Source organism: Sphaerisporangium dianthi, from assembly GCF_042654065.1.
GTDB lineage: Bacteria > Actinomycetota > Actinomycetes > Streptosporangiales > Streptosporangiaceae > Sphaerisporangium > Sphaerisporangium dianthi.
Genome location: NZ_JBHSFP010000011.1, coordinates 176,887 through 191,638 on the forward strand (window position 1 = coordinate 176,887; position 14,752 = coordinate 191,638).

A 14,752-nucleotide genomic window follows, 5' to 3' on the forward strand; every position below is an offset into this window, starting at 1 on the left:
GAACGAGCCATGAGTGAGAATCTGAAGCGCCTGACCGGCCAGGGCGTGTCGATCTGGCTGGACGACATCAGCCGCGAGCGGCTGCGCAGCGGCAACCTCGAGGCGCTGGTGCGCGACAAGCTGGTCACCGGCGTCACGTCCAACCCCACCATCTTCGCCTCCGCGATGAGCAAGGGCGACGCCTACGACGTCCAGCTGCGCGACCTGACGGTGCGCGGGGTGGACGTGGGCGAGGCCGTGCGCGCCATCACCACCTATGACATCCGGTGGGCCGCCGACGTGCTGCGGCCGGTGTTCGACGCCACCGGCGGCGTGGACGGCCGGGTGTCCATCGAGGTCGACCCGCGTCTCGCCACCGACACCGCGGAGAAGACCCTCGCCGAGGCCCGTGCGCTGTGGTGGCTGGTGGACCGCCCGAACGTGCACATCAAGATCCCGGCGACCGTCGAGAGCCTGCCGGCGATCACGCAGGCGCTCGCCGAGGGCATCAGCGTCAACGTCACGCTGATCTTCTCGCTCGAGCGCTACCGCGCGGTGCTGGACGCCTGGCTCGCCGGCCTGGAGCAGGCCAAGGCCGCGGGGCTGGACCTGTCGAAGATCGAGTCGGTGGCGTCCTTCTTCGTCAGCCGGTTCGACACCGAGATCGACAAGCGCCTGGAGAAGATCGGCACGCCCGAGGCGCTGGCTCTGCGCGGCAAGGCCGCCATCGCCAACGCCCGCCTGGCCTTCGCGGCCTACGAGGAGGTCACGGCGAGCGAGCGCTGGCAGGCGCTCAAGGCCGCCGGGGCGCACCCCCAGCGCCCGCTGTGGGCGTCCACCGGCGTCAAGAACCCCGACTACGCCGACACGATGTACGTCGACCAGCTCGTGACGTCCGACACGGTCAACACGATGCCCGAGAAGACGCTGGACGCCGTGGCCGACCACGGCTCGATCGACGGCGACACCGTGCGGCCGGGCTACGCCGAGGCGTGGGACACCATGGCGGCGCTGAAGCAGGTCGGCATCGACTACGACGACGTGGTCCGGGCGCTGGAGGACGAGGGCGTCGAGAAGTTCGTCGCCTCGTGGACCGAGTTGCTCGGGACGCTTAAGTCGGAGCTGGAAAAGGCCCTCTAGGGCCCGCCCCCTGCAGCCTGGGCGGGCCGGCCGCGCATCGCGCCGGCCGGGTCCGCCCGACGGCCGGCACGGGTCCCGGGCGGACGCCCGGGAGCCGGGGCACAGGCCCGGCCGGCCACGCGAGGAGAAGACTTCAGAATGGACATTTCCGTAACGTTCGGTGACGAGGAGGTATCCGCGCAGGCCGAGGAGGCCGTGCGGAAGCTCGTCGAAGACGGGGTGCCGCGGGCGCTGGCCGCCGGCGACCCCGCCTTGTGGGGGCCGGAGGCCGAGGAGGAGGCGAAGATCCGCCTCGGCTGGCTGAACCTGCCCGTGACCTCACGCGAGCTGCTCCCCCAGATCACCGCGCTGGCCGAGCGCGTGCGGGCCGAGGGCCTCGAGCACGTGGTCCTCGCCGGCATGGGCGGCTCCTCGCTGGCCCCCGAGGTCATCTGCGCCACCTTCGACGTGCCGCTGACCGTCCTTGACACCACAGACCCCGGCCAGGTCCGCCGGGCGCTCGCCGACCGGCTGGACCGGACGGTCGTGGTGGTGTCCAGCAAGAGCGGCTCGACGATCGAGACCGACAGCCACCGCCGCATCTACGAGCAGGCGTTCCGCGACGCAGGCATCGACCCGGCGGGCCGCATCGTCGTCGTCACCGACCCCGGCTCGCCGCTGGAGCGGGCCGCGGCCGAGGCCGGTTACACCGTCGTGCTCGCCGACCCGGCCGTCGGCGGCCGCTACAGCGCGCTGTCGGCGTTCGGCCTGGTGCCGAGCGCCCTGGCGGGCGCCGACGTGGCGCGGCTGCTGGACCAGGCCGAGGAGGCCCGCGCCGCCCTGGACGGCGAGGCCAACCCGGGCCTTGCGCTCGGCGCGGCGATCGGCGCGGCGGCCCTGTCCGGCCGCGACAAGCTGCTGCTGGACGACAGCCTCTCGCCGATCAACGGGCTGCCCGACTGGGCCGAGCAGCTCATCGCCGAGTCGACGGGCAAGCAGGGCCGGGGGGTCCTGCCGGTCGTCGGCATCGACCCGACCGGCGCGGCCGACGAGTTCGTCGCGGGCATCGACACCGAAGGCGACGCCGAGGTGAACGGGCCGCTCGGCGCCCAGTTCCTGATCTGGGAGTACGCCACCGCCGTCGCCGGCCGGCTGCTCGGCGTCAACCCCTTCGACCAGCCGAACGTGGCCGAGTCCAAGGAGAGCACCGCCCGCATCCTGGCCGAGGCCGGCGACGGCCCGCTGCCGACCGGCGTCCCCTCGCTGGTCGACGGCCCCGTCGAGGTGTACGGGGAGATCCCCGAGCACGTGAAGGACCTGCCGGGCGTGCTCACCATGCTGCTGGAGGGCATCCCCGCCCAGGGCTATCTGTCGATCCTGTCGTTCCTCGACCGCGAGGCCGCCTTCGACGTGCCGGTTCCCGAGGACGCCTCCTTCGAGGTGATCACCGACATCTGGGCGGCGCACGACCCGGCCAGCCTGCAGGGACTTCTGTCGATCAGGACCGACCGGCCCGTCACCTTCGGGTGGGGCCCGCGCTACCTGCACTCCACCGGGCAGTATCACAAGGGGGGCCCGCAGAACGGCGTCTTCCTGCAGATCACCGGTGCCGTGGACAACGACCTCGAGGTGCCGGGTCAGCCGTACACCCTGGGCAGGCTGGAGCTCGCCCAGGCGCTCGGCGACCTGGACGCGTTGCGCAAGCGGGGGCGTCCGGTCGTCCGCCTGCACCTGACCGATCGCGAGGCCGGAGTCAGGCACCTGCTCACCGCAGCACGGGAGGTTTGATGAACGACAGCGAGCAGCCGGGCTCGGCGGACGCCGATGACACGGGTCCGGCGAACGTGCCCGCGCCAGAGATCCACGAGACCGAATTCGCCAACCACGCCGGGGAGCAGTCACCGAATGTGGCTCCCGACGAGTCGCGGGCGGTGGCCCAGGCCGTCGCCAGCACCGCGACGACGATCGAGGTGATCGAGGCCAACCCGCTCCGCGACCCCCGCGACCGGCGGCTGCCGAAGGTCGCCGGGCCGTCCGTGCTGGTGCTGTTCGGCGTGACCGGCGACCTGGCGAGGCGCAAGCTGCTGCCGGCGATCTACGACCTGGGCAACCGGGGGCTGCTGCCTCCGGGGTTCTCCCTGGTCGGCTTCGCCCGCCGCGACTGGGCACACCAGGACTTCGCCCAGATCACCCACGACGCCGTGAAGGAGAACGCGCGCACTCCCTTCCGGGAGGAGGTCTGGAAGCAGATCTGCGAGGGCCTGCACTTCGTGCCGGGCTCCTTCGACGACGACGGCGCCTTCGACGCGCTGGCCATGGCGCTGAAGGAGATCGACGAGACCCGCGGCACCGGCGGCAACTACGCCTTCTACCTGTCGGTGCCGCCGAAGGCCTTCCCGGTCGTCGTCGAGCAGCTCAAGCGCACCGGCCTGGCCAAGCCGCCCGAGGGCGCATGGCGGCGCATCGTCATCGAGAAGCCCTTCGGGCACGACCTGAAGAGCGCCCGCGCGCTCAACGACGTCGTCGACGCGGCCTTCAAGCCCGATTCGGTGTTCCGCATCGACCACTACCTGGGCAAGGAGACCGTCCAGAACATCCTGGCGCTGCGGTTCGCCAACACGCTGTTCGAGCCGATCTGGAACCGCGGCTACGTCGACCACGTGCAGATCACGATGGCCGAGGACATCGGCGTCGGCGGCCGGGCCGGCTACTACGACGGCATCGGCGCCGCCAGGGACGTCATCCAGAACCACCTGCTCCAGCTGCTGGCCCTGGTGGCCATGGAGGACCCGACCGCCTTCGGCGCCTCGTCGCTGCGCAGGGAGAAGGAGAAGGTCCTGGAGGCCGTCACCCTGCCCGAGGACCTCGGCCTCGCCACCGCGCGCGGCCGCTACACCGAGGGCTGGCAGGGCGGCGTGCCGGTCAAGGGCTTCTTGGAGGAGGACGGCATACCGCAGGACTCCACGACCGAGACCTACGCCGCGATCAAGGTCGAGATCGCCAACCGGCGCTGGGCGGGCGTGCCGTTCTACCTGCGCACCGGCAAGCGGCTCGGCCGGCGGATGACCGAGGTGGCCGTGGTGTTCCAGCGGGCGCCGCACCTTCCGTTCAGCAAGACCGACACCGAGATCCTCGGGCACAACGCCCTGGTGATCCGCATCCAGCCCGACGAGGGCATCACCGTGCGGTTCGGCTCCAAGGTGCCGGGCACGGCGATGGAGGTCAGGGACGTCAACATGGACTTCGCCTACGGCGAGGCGTTCCTCGAGTCCTCGCCGGAGGCCTACGAGCGGCTGCTGCTGGACGTGCTCATCGGCGACCCGCCGCTGTTCCCGCACCAGCGGGAGGTCGAGCTCTCCTGGAAGATCATGGACCCGATCGAGGACTACTGGGCCTCCTTGGAGGAGCAGCCCGAGGGGTACCCCGCCGGCACCGGCGGGCCGGCCTCGGCCGACGAGATGATGGCCAGGGACGGCCGCGTGTGGAGGCGGTTGTGATCGACAACGGAACGCTGGAGTCGCTGTGACCACTTTCCTGATGGGGTCGACCACGGCCTCCGACATCTCCTCGCAGCTCACCCGCCTGCGCCACCAGGTCGGCGCGCCGGCGGTCGGCATGGTGCTGACGCTGGTGGTGGTGTGCGACGAGAGTCACCAGTACGACGCGGTGCGGGCGGCCTCGGAGGCCGCGCGCGAGCATCCGTCGCGCATCCTCGCGGTGATCCCCAGGGAGCGCGGCGAGGCGACCCGGCTGGACGCCGAGATCCGGGTGGGCGAGCTGACGACCGGCGAGGTGGTGCTGCTGCGTCTGTACGGTGAGCTGACCGAGCACGCCGACTCGGTGCTCTCGCCGCTGCTGCTGCCCGACATCCCGGTGGTGGTGTGGTGGCCGGGCGACGCCCCCGAGGCTCCGGCGAAGGACCCTGTGGGCCACTTCGGGCAGCGCCGGGTGAGCGACGCCCGCTCGGCGCCCGACCCGGTGGCGGCGATCCGGCGCCGTGCCGGCGGCTACTCGCCGGGCGACACCGATCTGTCCTGGACGCGCATCACGCCGTGGCGCAGCCTGCTGGCGGCGGCGTTCGACCAGCCCGTGGGCAAGATCCTTGACGGTTACGTCGAGGCCGAGCCGAACCACCCGAGCGCCGCGCTGCTGGCGGTGTGGCTGTCGGAGAAGCTGGACGCGCCGATCAAGGTCACCGAGTCCAAGGGGCCCGGCCTGACCAAGGTGCTGCTGCGGCTGGAGGACGGCGAGGTCGTGGTCCAGCGGCAGGACTCGCGCACCGCCACCCTCATCCGGCCGGGCCAGCCCGACCGGCACGTGGCCCTGGCCCGCAGGCCGACGTCCGACCTGCTCGCCGAGGAGCTGCGGCGGCTGGACCCCGACGAGGTGTACGCCTCGGCGATCGCACGCGTCGCCGACTACCACGGCTCCTGACCCTGGCCGGCGGCGCCGGTTCCCGATCTCGGGCCGGTGACGCCGGCTCTCGCCCTGGCGGCCCGGCACCACCGCGCACCCGCATTCCCCGGGTGCGCGCGGTGGTGCCGGGCGCCGCTGCATATAGATGGAGGGTTGTTCTCGTGAGTGTTCCCTCGGTCCTGATCCACCGGGACGCCGACGTGCTCGCCAAGGCCGTCGCCGCCCGCCTGATCACCGGGCTGGCCGACGCCCAGTCCGCCAAGGGGTCGGCCCACCTGGTGCTCACCGGCGGCGGCATGGGCATCGCCGCGCTCAGGGAGGTCGCCGCCACCCCGGCGCGCGACGCCGTCGAGTGGCCGCGCCTGGACATCTGGTGGGGCGACGAGCGCTTCCTGCCCACCGGCGACCCCGAGCGCAACGAGACCGGCGCGAGGGAGGCGCTCCTCGACCGGGTGGACCTCGACCCGGCCCGGGTCCACCCGATGCTCGGGCCCGACTCGGGCATCTCCGCCGAGGAGTCCGCCGAGCGGTACGCCGACGAGCTGCGCAAGGCCGCCAGGCACGAGGACCACGGTCCCGTGCCGTCGTTCGACGTCCTGATGCTCGGCCTCGGCCCGGACGGCCATGTCGCCTCGCTGTTTCCCGAGATGCCCGCCGTCTACGACGAGCGCCCGGTGGTGGCGGTCCACGGGGCGCCCAAGCCGCCGCCCACCCGCATCTCGATGACGCACTCCACCATCAGGGCGGCCCGCGAGGTGTGGGTCATCGTGGCGGGCGAGGACAAGGCGGGGGCGGTGCGGCTGGCGCTGCAGGAGTCCGGCCCCATCCAGGTGCCCGGTGCCGGCGCCAGGGGCCGCCTGCGCACCCTGTTCCTGCTGGACCGGGCCGCCGCATCCAAGATCCCTCCGGGGCTCACCCGCCGCGCCTCGCCGTGAGGGCGCGCGGCGGGACGGCCCGCCGCGCTCAGGACGACCCGGGTGGCGCCCGGCCGTGACGACACGGCCGGGCGCTTTCGTACGCGCGCCCTTGCGCGTCCGGTCACCCTTGGAAGCGTTCCCCGCCCCAGATGCGGAGATGACGGGTGAAATAGCTAGATAAATCAACTTATGGCAAGAAATTGGCGTCAGATGGGATGCTGGGATGCCCTGGCCACCATGAGCTGCGCCGTTCGCCGCCTGTTGAGACACGGGTGGGATGCCGCCGCCTCTCACACCGCGCACGTGCGGCAGCTCCTCGTCGTAAAGGAGGCACGTTGTCGCAGACGGGGGAGTACGAGCAGTTCGCAGCCCGGCTCCGCGTGCTGAAAGATCGCAGTGGCATGAGCTTCGAGGTTCTCGCCACCCGCACCGGCATCAGCCGGTCGAGCCTGCATCGCTACTGTTCGGGCACCAAGCTGCCCGCCGGCTACGGCGTGGTCCACGCCTTCGGCAAGGCGTGCGGGGCGAGCAACGAGGAGTTACGCGAGCTGCACCGCTTATGGGCGGTGGCCGACTCCGCCCGTAGCTCCTCTCCGCAGGCCCCCGAGGAGGAGCAGCAGCGGGAGGAAGAGCAGGAGGCCGATCGGGAGGAGGAGGCGTCCGCCCCGCCGGGCGGGCGGGAGACGGCGTCGCGGGGGCGACGTGTGACCCGCCGGCCGCTCTGGGCGGTCGTCCTCGCCATGGTGCTGGTGGCGATCGGTGTGACGGCGTTCGTCATCCTGCGGCCGGGAGGCGGCGAGCCCGGGCGGCCCACGATCGTGGCCTCGACCGGCACCTCGGTGACCGCGGCTCCGGTACGGGTCTTCAACATCGAGGGCGACTGCAGGACGCGTGACCGGGTCCCGGCGTGCAGCATGGGGCTGGCGATCGATCCGCGCAAGAAGTACGCCGCGGGGAACGTGGTCGCCCACCGCGTATGGCACGGCGACGTCCTGGTCGCCGACTGCGTGCTGTTCGAGGGCGACCGGGTGGAGGACGAGACGGGGGTGGGCACCACGCGATGGTTCCGCGTCCGGCTGGACGACGTCCCGCAAGGCCACGGCTGGCTCCCGGCCGTGCGCACGCACGACAACCCCGCCCTGCCCGTCTGCGGCTGATCCCCCGGCCCGGCGGTTCAGCGGCCGGCCCGGCGGTTCAGCGGCCGGGCGCGGCGCACACCTGGTCGATCTCGCCGATGATCTCGCGCTTGGCCCGCTCGTCCAGGAAGGACGCCCGCACCGCGTTGCGGGCCAGCGCGGCCAGCTCCGCCTCCCCCAGCCCGAAGACGTGGGCGGCGACGCCGTACTCGGCGTTGAGCGTGGTGGCGAACATCGGCGGGTCGTCGCTGTTGAGGGTGACGAACAGGCCCTCCTCCAGCAGGCGGGGCAGCGGGTGGGAGGCGATGGCGGGCACCTGCCCAGTGCGCACGTTGGAGGTGGGGCACACCTCCAACGGGATCTGGGTCTCCTTGAGGTGGGCCATGAGGCGGGCGTCGCGCACGCAGCTGATGCCGTGGCCGACGCGCTCGGCGCCGAGCCCTTCGATGGCCTCCCAGATGGTCTCGGGCCCGGTCATCTCGCCGCCGTGCGGCACGCTGTGCAGGCCGGCGGCGGTGGCCGCGCGGAAGGCGTCCCGGAAGGCGTCGCGGTACTTCGGGCGCTCCTGCTCGATGCCGGCCAGGCCGAAGCCGACCAGCGCCTCCGGCGGGGCGGACAGCGCGTGGTCGAGCGTCGTCCGCGCGGCCTCGGCGCCGTACTCGCCGGGGATGTCGAACACGTAGCCGACGCGCACGCCGTGGTCGGCCACCGAGGCGCGGGCGGCCACGTCCAGCGCCTCGGTGATCGCCGCCTTGGACATTCCCATCCGCTGGTGGGAGTGCGCGGTGACCGTCAGCTCGGCGTACCGGACGTTCTGCGCGGCCAGGTCGCGCGCCGTGCCGGTGACCAGGGTGACGATGTCCTCGGGCTCGCGCACGAGGCTGTTGACGCTTTCGTAGATCTCCGCGAAGTGGGGGAAGTCGCGAAAGGCGTAGAAGGCGCGCAGTTCCTCCTCACCGGAGGGGACCGGGCCGCCGGGGTGCCGCCGGGCGAGCTCGAGCACCGTGGACGGTGAGGCGGCCCCGACCAGATGCAGGTGCAGTTCCACCTTGGGCAGGGCGGCGATGAACGCCTCGATCGAGGGGGTGGTCTCCGTCATAGCGCCCGACTTTAGGAGCCCGCCCTGGCAAGCGAAAGCACTCTGCCGGGAATCTACCGTGAATGTGTCAGATTTCGGCGGTCAGCCGCGAACGGCGCAGAGCAGGCGGTCGTGGCCGTTCTGCCACAGGGTGCCGACCTCGGTGAAGCCGGCCTCGCGCAGCGCGGTGACGTGCGTGGACAGCTCCAGCGACTCCGACCCCCGGTGCCCGGCGCCGGCCACCCTGCGCTCACGCTCGTCCCTGAGCGCCGCCAGCACGGGGTCGGCGCCGGCGGCGTCCCACCACTGGCGCCAGTCTTCTGGCATGCCGGCGCCGAACCGCCGCCGGGTCGCGCGCTCGTGCACCGCCCGCTCGAGCTCGGCCAGGGCGGGCGCGACGTCCGCGACCTCCATGTGGTCGCCGTTGAGGAGCAGTCCGCCGGACCTCGTCACGCCCGCCAGCTCGGCGTACATCACGCGCAGTTCCGGCTCGTCCAGCCAGTGCAGCGCGGTCGTGCTCACCGCCGCGTCCACCGGCCGGTCCAGCCCGAGAGCGGAGGTCCACCCGGGGGTGCGCAGATCCACGTCCGCGAAACGCAGCCCCGGCCTGCCCTCGTGGGCGGCGCGGGCGAGCGCCAGCAGCAGCGGGTCGGCGTCGATCGCCACGACGGTGGCCTCGGGCAGACGGTCGAGCAGGCGGGTGGCGAGCGACCCCGGCCCGCAGCCGAGGTCGAGCACCAGCGGGTCGGGACGCCCGGACCCCGCCTCCACCGCGTCGATCAGCGCGGTGAACCGGGTCTCCCGGTCGGGCAGGTAGCCCTCCTGCTGGCGATCCCACCGGGCGATCCAGTCCTGGGCCCGTTCACGGGGGACAATGGACACGAAGACTCCTTGTGACTGTCGTATACGCTTTCGGCAGTCACACCGTAGGACGCGAGGATGTAACTGGTCAAGTGAACTTCAACAGTCACAGCGACGCTGTGGTGTCCATCGCCGCCGCACTGGTCAACACGCTGACCGCGGGCGAGGCCCGCGGACGGGAGTACACCGTCCCCCCGCCGGGCCCGGCGCGGCGCGCCGCGGTCACCGAGGCCCTTGGGGCCGGCGGACGGCGCACCCGCGAGGTGACCGACGCGGAGGCGGCCGAGCTGTCCAGGGTGGCGGCCGAGCTGCGCGCGGTCTTCCACGCGGCCGAGGCCGGCGACCTCGACTCGGCGGCCCGCCGGGTGAACGGCGTCCTGGACCGCACGCAGGCGCGCCCCTATCTGGAACGGCACGACGGCGAGCCGTGGCACCTGCACTTCCACGGCACCGCCGGCACCGTGGGGGACGACTACGCGGCGGCGTGCGCCACCGGCCTGGCCGTCGTCCTCGGCAGCGAGCTCCACGACCGGCTCGGGGTGTGCACGGCCTCCCACTGCGACCGCGTCTTCGTCGACACCTCGCGCAACGGCACCCGCCGCTTCTGCTCCACCGCCTGCCAGAACCGCGCCAAGACCGCCGCCTTCCGCGCCCGCGCGCAACAGCCGTAGCCCCGGGGCGGCCTCAGCGCCGGCTCATTGCGGTGACCCAGACCTCGGGCGACGGCGTACTGGTGGCCCCCGCCCGGCGCGCCGGGCTGCTCGCCGCCGCCCTCCGGGCCCTGGCGAGCTGACCGTCTCCAGCCCACTGACCAGCTCTTTTGCTGAGGTTTCGTATCCTGTCAGTGCGGAGGGGAGTACCCGAAGACGCCAGAGTCGTCAGTACGGCGGGCCCGATGCCCGCCCGGTCCTGGCGCCGTCCCGGAGCCGTACACGCCTGGACGGCGGGGAGACCTGCGGGCGTTTCGACGGACCGGAGGAGTGTTTCCCTGTGAATGTCGCCCTATGGGCCTGGCCGGCGGTGCTCGGCGTCATCGCCGCCATGCTCGCCATCGACCTGTTCACCCATCGCCACGCCCACGCGATCGGCATGCGCGAGGCCGCCTTGTGGTCGGTGATCTGGGTGTGCCTCGGGCTGGCGTTCGGGGCCGCCGTCTGGTGGTCGTGGGGCGCGGAGTTCGCCGGCCAGTACTACGCCGGCTACCTGATCGAGAAATCGCTCGCCGTCGACAACATCTTCGTCTTCGCCATCATCTTCGGCCACTTCGCCGTGCCCCCGCGCTACCAGCACCACGTGCTGTTCTACGGCGTGCTGGGCGCGCTGGTCTTCCGCGGCGTCTTCATCGCCGCGGGGTCGGTGCTGATCGCGAGCTTCGCCTGGATCCTGTACGTGTTCGGCGCGTTCCTGGTGTTGACCGGCGTGCGCATGGCCCTGCACCGCGGCGAGACCGTCGACCCGGCGCGCAGCAGGACGCTGCGGCTGTTCCGCCGCCTCGTGCCGGTCACCGACGACTACCACGGGCAGCGGTTCCTGGTCCGGCAGGCGGGCAGGCTGACCGCCACCCCGCTGCTCGCGGTCCTGGTGCTGGTCGAGGTCACCGACATCATCTTCGCCGTCGACTCCATCCCCGCGATCTTCGCCGTCACCTCCGAGCCGTTCCTGGTCTTCACCTCCAACGCCTTCGCCATCCTCGGCCTGCGCGCGATGTACTTCCTGCTGGCCGGGCTGATGCACCGGTTCGTCTACCTCAAGCTCGGACTCGCGGTGGTGCTGGCGTGGGTGGGGGTGAAGATGCTCCTGCTGGACGTCTACAAGATCCCGACCTGGCTGTCGCTGGCCGTGGTCGCCGCGATCCTCGCGGCCGCCGTCACCGCGAGCTGGCTCGTCACCCGCCCCGGCGCCGGACGTGCGTCGGCGGGCCGGCCCGCCGTGCCGGTCGGCACCGACCGGCCGGCATCGGGAGGCGATGGGGGATGCCCGTCGACCAGGACCCGGGTCGTTCACAAGAGGCGCCACCGAAGCTGACGCCATGAGCGAGTCCGGCGACCGGGACTACCGCGTCGTGTACCGGGGGACCCTCCCCTGCCCGGCGGGCCGGCCACGGTTCGGACGGCTCGCCGCCAGGGTGGTCATCGGCGGCGGCCCAGCGTCAGCACCGCCCACCAGTGGCGGGTCAGCCGCCCGTCCTCACGTGAGGCGAGGAGGCGGCGGACCTGGCCGTACAGGTGTTCGCGCTTGGCGGGCTCCATGGCTATGTGGCCGGAGAAGGTGTCGAGGAGGGCGATGTACTCCTCGGCCGTGTAGCTCAGGGCCCACACGTGACGACGTGTCCCCACGACGTCGAAGAGGCCGGATGACTCGAACTCGGCCGCGGTGGGCTCCGGCCGGTCCTCGGGCCGTGCGGGTGGCCACGCACTGCCGTCGCCTTCACCCATCGCGTCGTAGACCTTCTGGATCTCGGTGAAGAACGGGTCGAAGCCGACGGGGAACGCGTGGTCGGCGTTCCACACGGCCAGGTGACCGCCGGGGGGAAGGACGGCCGCCGCCTTCGCGTACTTCACTTCCGCGTCCACCCATTTCCAGGCCGTGGCCGCGTAGACGAGGGCGAAGGAGGCGTCCGCCGGCGGCGCCCATTCCTCGAACGACGAGGTGATCAGCGAGACGCCTGGGAACTCGGCGAGATTGCGGCGGGCCTCCGCGGCCAGAGCGTCACCGAGTTCGATCGCCGTGATGTGGAACCCCATGCGGGCCAGCGGCAGCGTGGCCTTCCCCGGGCCGCATCCGACTTCGAGGAGGCGGCCGGGCGGCCGGACGCCCGTGATGGCGAGCAGGTCGGAGTACAGCTCGGCCGGGTAGTCGGGGCGGGCCCGCTGATAGATGGGGGCCGCGCTGTCGAAGGTGACACGAAGCCGGCGGTCGGCGCTCATGTCCCCCATCCTGACGCGTGGCGCTCCTCAGTGAGGCACCGGCCGCTTCGGTGTCACCTCTCAGCCCGGCCCGGTGTCGCGGCACGGCCGCCTTCCGAGGGCCTGGAACAGCGCGTCGACCTGCGGTGACGCCGGCCCGGGGCGCGGGAGGGGAATGTCGCTCCATCGAGTGGCAGGAAGCGGTCACGGGGGTGCAGTTTGCTGCCGCCGAATTCTCTGTCCCAAGGGCTTGCAATGCCGGAGAGTTGTTCTCACAAGGACGAAACAACAAGCCCTCAAGAAAAGAGACAAGAAATGACCTCCACCACTTTCTCCGCCGCCACCGCCACCCGTTCCGCCGGCACCACCTGGGACTCCTTCACCCGCACCGCCGGAACCACCTGGGACGGCCACTCCCGCGCCGCCGGCACCACCTGGGACTGAAACATGAATCAACGGATCAAAACTCGAACAGAATAAACCAATAGAAGAACAAATCTGACCATCGGGCTCCGCACACCAGAACACCGGCCGCGCAACAGGCCGACGAGAAGACAAGAGCACCACCCCCGCCGAGCGAACGAGAACACCGTTTCGCCACGACAGCGGAAGACGAAACACCCACCGGCCCGGCATCCGTGCGACCGGAAGCATCGACACTCGGCCGGCCCCACCGAACCGGCGCCCGGCGACGCGAGCCCACCACCGCTCCCCCGCCCCCGGCCCGCCGCACACGGCACCTCACGGAGACACCCTCCCCGCACCGGGCCACCCCCTTGCCCCATCCCGGCAAGCCGCCATGCCGACGGCACCCCGTCCCCCGCATGACGCGACGAACCCCCGCACCCTCCCCCGCACCCGCACCTGCCCCCCTCCGGCGAGGACCGGCCCATCCCGGCAGGCCTCTCACACAGACGACGACCCGAGACCAGGCAAGAAGGGAGTCCGACACCCGGCACACGAAGTCGCCGCGCCCGCACGGCGCCCTACCCCCTCCGACCCGCCCTCGCCGCACCCGCGACCCGCCCCGCGGGTCACGCTCACACGGCCCGGACGCGATACCCGTGACCTGCGACGACATGAACGAAAACCCCCCGGCGCCAACGCCGCCCTCGCGGTGGCAGGAAGTGGTCAGGGGGGTGCAGTTTGCTGCCGCCGAATTCTCTGTCCCAAGGGCTTGCAATGCCGGAGAGTTGTTCTCACAAGGACGAAACAACAAGCCCTCAAGAAAAGAGACAAGAAATGACCTCCACCACTTTCTCCGCCGCCACCGCCACCCGTTCCGCCGGCACCACCTGGGACTCCTTCACCCGCACCGCCGGAACCACCTGGGACGGCCACTCCCGCGCCGCCGGCACCACCTGGGACTGACGTAACAAATCGGCAAAACAATCCAGACGACAGCGAACTCCCGAGGAAAGAAGAGACTCCCCGACCGAATTCGCGGACGACCCGGCACCCCGCCGGACACCGCCGGAAAAGCACCCGCAGAACCACCTCGCCGACAAGCCCAGCGCCATCCGGAACGAACAGCAATCACGGCCGGCGGCAACAGCGGGTCCAAGCCACGAATAACGGAGAACGCCGTGATCTGAGCCGGCGACCATCGTGAGCCCGGACCGACGCACACGAACACCCCTCCCGGCCCGCCGCCCCGATCCCCGTCCGCGGCCTCGCCAGGACCCTCCCCCGAACGAGTCGATTCGGCGCGTCATGGCGGCCGATGGGGCAGGCGGAGGTGACCGAAGTCGACCACCGGCCCCTCCCCGCCTGTCACCGGCCCAGAATCGCCGTGAGCCTGACCAGCGCCTGGACGATCTGCTCCGGGGTCAGGCCGAGCGCCATGCGCTGGTAGCCGTACACCTCGGGGGCCAAGGGTGCGAGCAGGACCTCGACCAGCGCGTCCGGACCGGGTGTGCCCGCGGCGGTCAGGAGCGCGCGCACATGGGCGCGCCAGAAGCCGTACGCACCCGTCTCGAAGCGAGAGCGGCCCACTTCCGAGCCGAGCACCAGGTGAGAGTGGTTCTCCAGCAGGCGCACCATGGCGGCGTAGAAGGCGGCCAGTCGCTCGGCGGGCGGCGCTCCCGGACCCAGAGGCGGCTCACCGCGCAGCAGGCGTTCTTGTAGACCCCGTTCGTGCTCATCGAGCAGCGCCACGGCGATCGACGCCCGGTCGGGGTAACGGCGGTAAAGGGTGCCCCGGCCGACCCCGGCCCTCCTGGCGATGTCGTCCATCGTCACGTCCTGCGGGGACCGCTCCGCGAACAGCTGCGCGGCCGCCTCGAGAATGCGTGCGCGGTTGCGTGCGGCGTCGGCTCTCTCCATGCGTCCGATTGTATG

At 71.7% G+C, this 14,752-nt stretch carries 14 protein-coding genes; 10 read left to right on the forward strand and 4 right to left on the reverse strand.

The window, feature by feature from the left end; all coding sequences use genetic code 11:
- Positions 1-9 precede the first annotated feature (9 nt).
- The 6 genes from tal to ACFO60_RS18555 all read left to right on the forward strand — a co-directional run bounded on the left by tal (position 10) and on the right by ACFO60_RS18555 (position 7,588).
- Positions 10-1,119, forward strand: a complete 1,110-nt coding sequence (tal, locus tag ACFO60_RS18530) for a transaldolase (RefSeq protein ID WP_380841658.1) — start codon at positions 10-12, stop codon at positions 1,117-1,119.
- Between the two features lie 138 nt (positions 1,120-1,257).
- A complete protein-coding gene (locus tag ACFO60_RS18535; RefSeq protein WP_380841659.1) occupies positions 1,258-2,886 on the forward strand; it encodes a glucose-6-phosphate isomerase in 1,629 nt (542 codons plus the stop codon).
- Positions 2,886-4,595 (forward strand): glucose-6-phosphate dehydrogenase, encoded by a 1,710-nt coding sequence (gene zwf / locus ACFO60_RS18540; protein ID WP_380841660.1) that lies wholly within the window; start codon positions 2,886-2,888, stop codon positions 4,593-4,595. Before ACFO60_RS18535 ends, zwf begins: the two co-directional genes overlap by 1 nt.
- A gap of 40 nt (positions 4,596-4,635) precedes the next feature.
- Entirely contained in the window at positions 4,636-5,532 is an 897-nt protein-coding gene (locus ACFO60_RS18545; protein WP_380841734.1) for a glucose-6-phosphate dehydrogenase assembly protein OpcA, read from the forward strand.
- A gap of 143 nt (positions 5,533-5,675) precedes the next feature.
- Complete coding sequence (gene pgl / locus ACFO60_RS18550; RefSeq protein ID WP_380841661.1) at positions 5,676-6,449, forward strand: 6-phosphogluconolactonase; 774 nt, start codon at positions 5,676-5,678, stop codon at positions 6,447-6,449.
- 317 nt (positions 6,450-6,766) lie between these two features.
- Entirely contained in the window at positions 6,767-7,588 is an 822-nt protein-coding gene (locus tag ACFO60_RS18555) for a helix-turn-helix domain-containing protein (RefSeq protein WP_380841662.1), read from the forward strand.
- A gap of 37 nt (positions 7,589-7,625) precedes the next feature.
- On the opposite strand, the gene add is transcribed toward ACFO60_RS18555, so the two are convergent.
- Together add and ACFO60_RS18565 are read right to left on the reverse strand one after the other, a co-directional pair.
- Positions 7,626-8,666 carry an adenosine deaminase gene (gene add, locus ACFO60_RS18560; RefSeq protein ID WP_380841663.1) on the reverse strand — a complete coding sequence of 347 codons (1,041 nt, stop codon included), beginning with the start codon at positions 8,664-8,666 and terminating at the stop codon, positions 7,626-7,628.
- Between the two features lie 81 nt (positions 8,667-8,747).
- Positions 8,748-9,527, reverse strand: coding sequence for a class I SAM-dependent methyltransferase (locus ACFO60_RS18565; RefSeq protein WP_380841664.1), 780 nt, complete (start codon positions 9,525-9,527; stop codon positions 8,748-8,750).
- A gap of 71 nt (positions 9,528-9,598) precedes the next feature.
- Here ACFO60_RS18565 and ACFO60_RS18570 point away from each other — a divergent pair, with 71 nt between their 5' ends.
- Both ACFO60_RS18570 and ACFO60_RS18575 read left to right on the forward strand, forming a co-directional pair.
- The gene (locus ACFO60_RS18570) at positions 9,599-10,177 is read left to right on the forward strand and encodes a CGNR zinc finger domain-containing protein (protein ID WP_380841665.1); all 579 of its coding nucleotides are present in this window, start codon (positions 9,599-9,601) and stop codon (positions 10,175-10,177) included.
- 319 nt (positions 10,178-10,496) lie between these two features.
- Positions 10,497-11,531: a TerC family protein gene (locus tag ACFO60_RS18575; protein WP_380841666.1), complete on the forward strand. Its 1,035-nt coding sequence runs from the start codon at positions 10,497-10,499 to the stop codon at positions 11,529-11,531.
- A gap of 104 nt (positions 11,532-11,635) precedes the next feature.
- On the opposite strand, the gene ACFO60_RS18580 is transcribed toward ACFO60_RS18575, so the two are convergent.
- Positions 11,636-12,433 (reverse strand): class I SAM-dependent methyltransferase, encoded by a 798-nt coding sequence (locus tag ACFO60_RS18580; protein ID WP_380841667.1) that lies wholly within the window; start codon positions 12,431-12,433, stop codon positions 11,636-11,638.
- Between the two features lie 294 nt (positions 12,434-12,727).
- On the opposite strand from ACFO60_RS18580, the gene ACFO60_RS18585 reads away from it, so the two are divergent.
- Together ACFO60_RS18585 and ACFO60_RS18590 are read left to right on the forward strand one after the other, a co-directional pair.
- Positions 12,728-12,856, forward strand: coding sequence for a hypothetical protein (locus ACFO60_RS18585; RefSeq protein WP_380841668.1), 129 nt, complete (start codon positions 12,728-12,730; stop codon positions 12,854-12,856).
- Between the two features lie 798 nt (positions 12,857-13,654).
- Positions 13,655-13,783: a hypothetical protein gene (locus ACFO60_RS18590; protein WP_380841668.1), complete on the forward strand. Its 129-nt coding sequence runs from the start codon at positions 13,655-13,657 to the stop codon at positions 13,781-13,783.
- 402 nt (positions 13,784-14,185) lie between these two features.
- On the opposite strand, the gene ACFO60_RS18595 is transcribed toward ACFO60_RS18590, so the two are convergent.
- Positions 14,186-14,737, reverse strand: a complete 552-nt coding sequence (locus ACFO60_RS18595; protein WP_380841669.1) for a TetR/AcrR family transcriptional regulator — start codon at positions 14,735-14,737, stop codon at positions 14,186-14,188.
- Positions 14,738-14,752 lie beyond the last annotated feature (15 nt).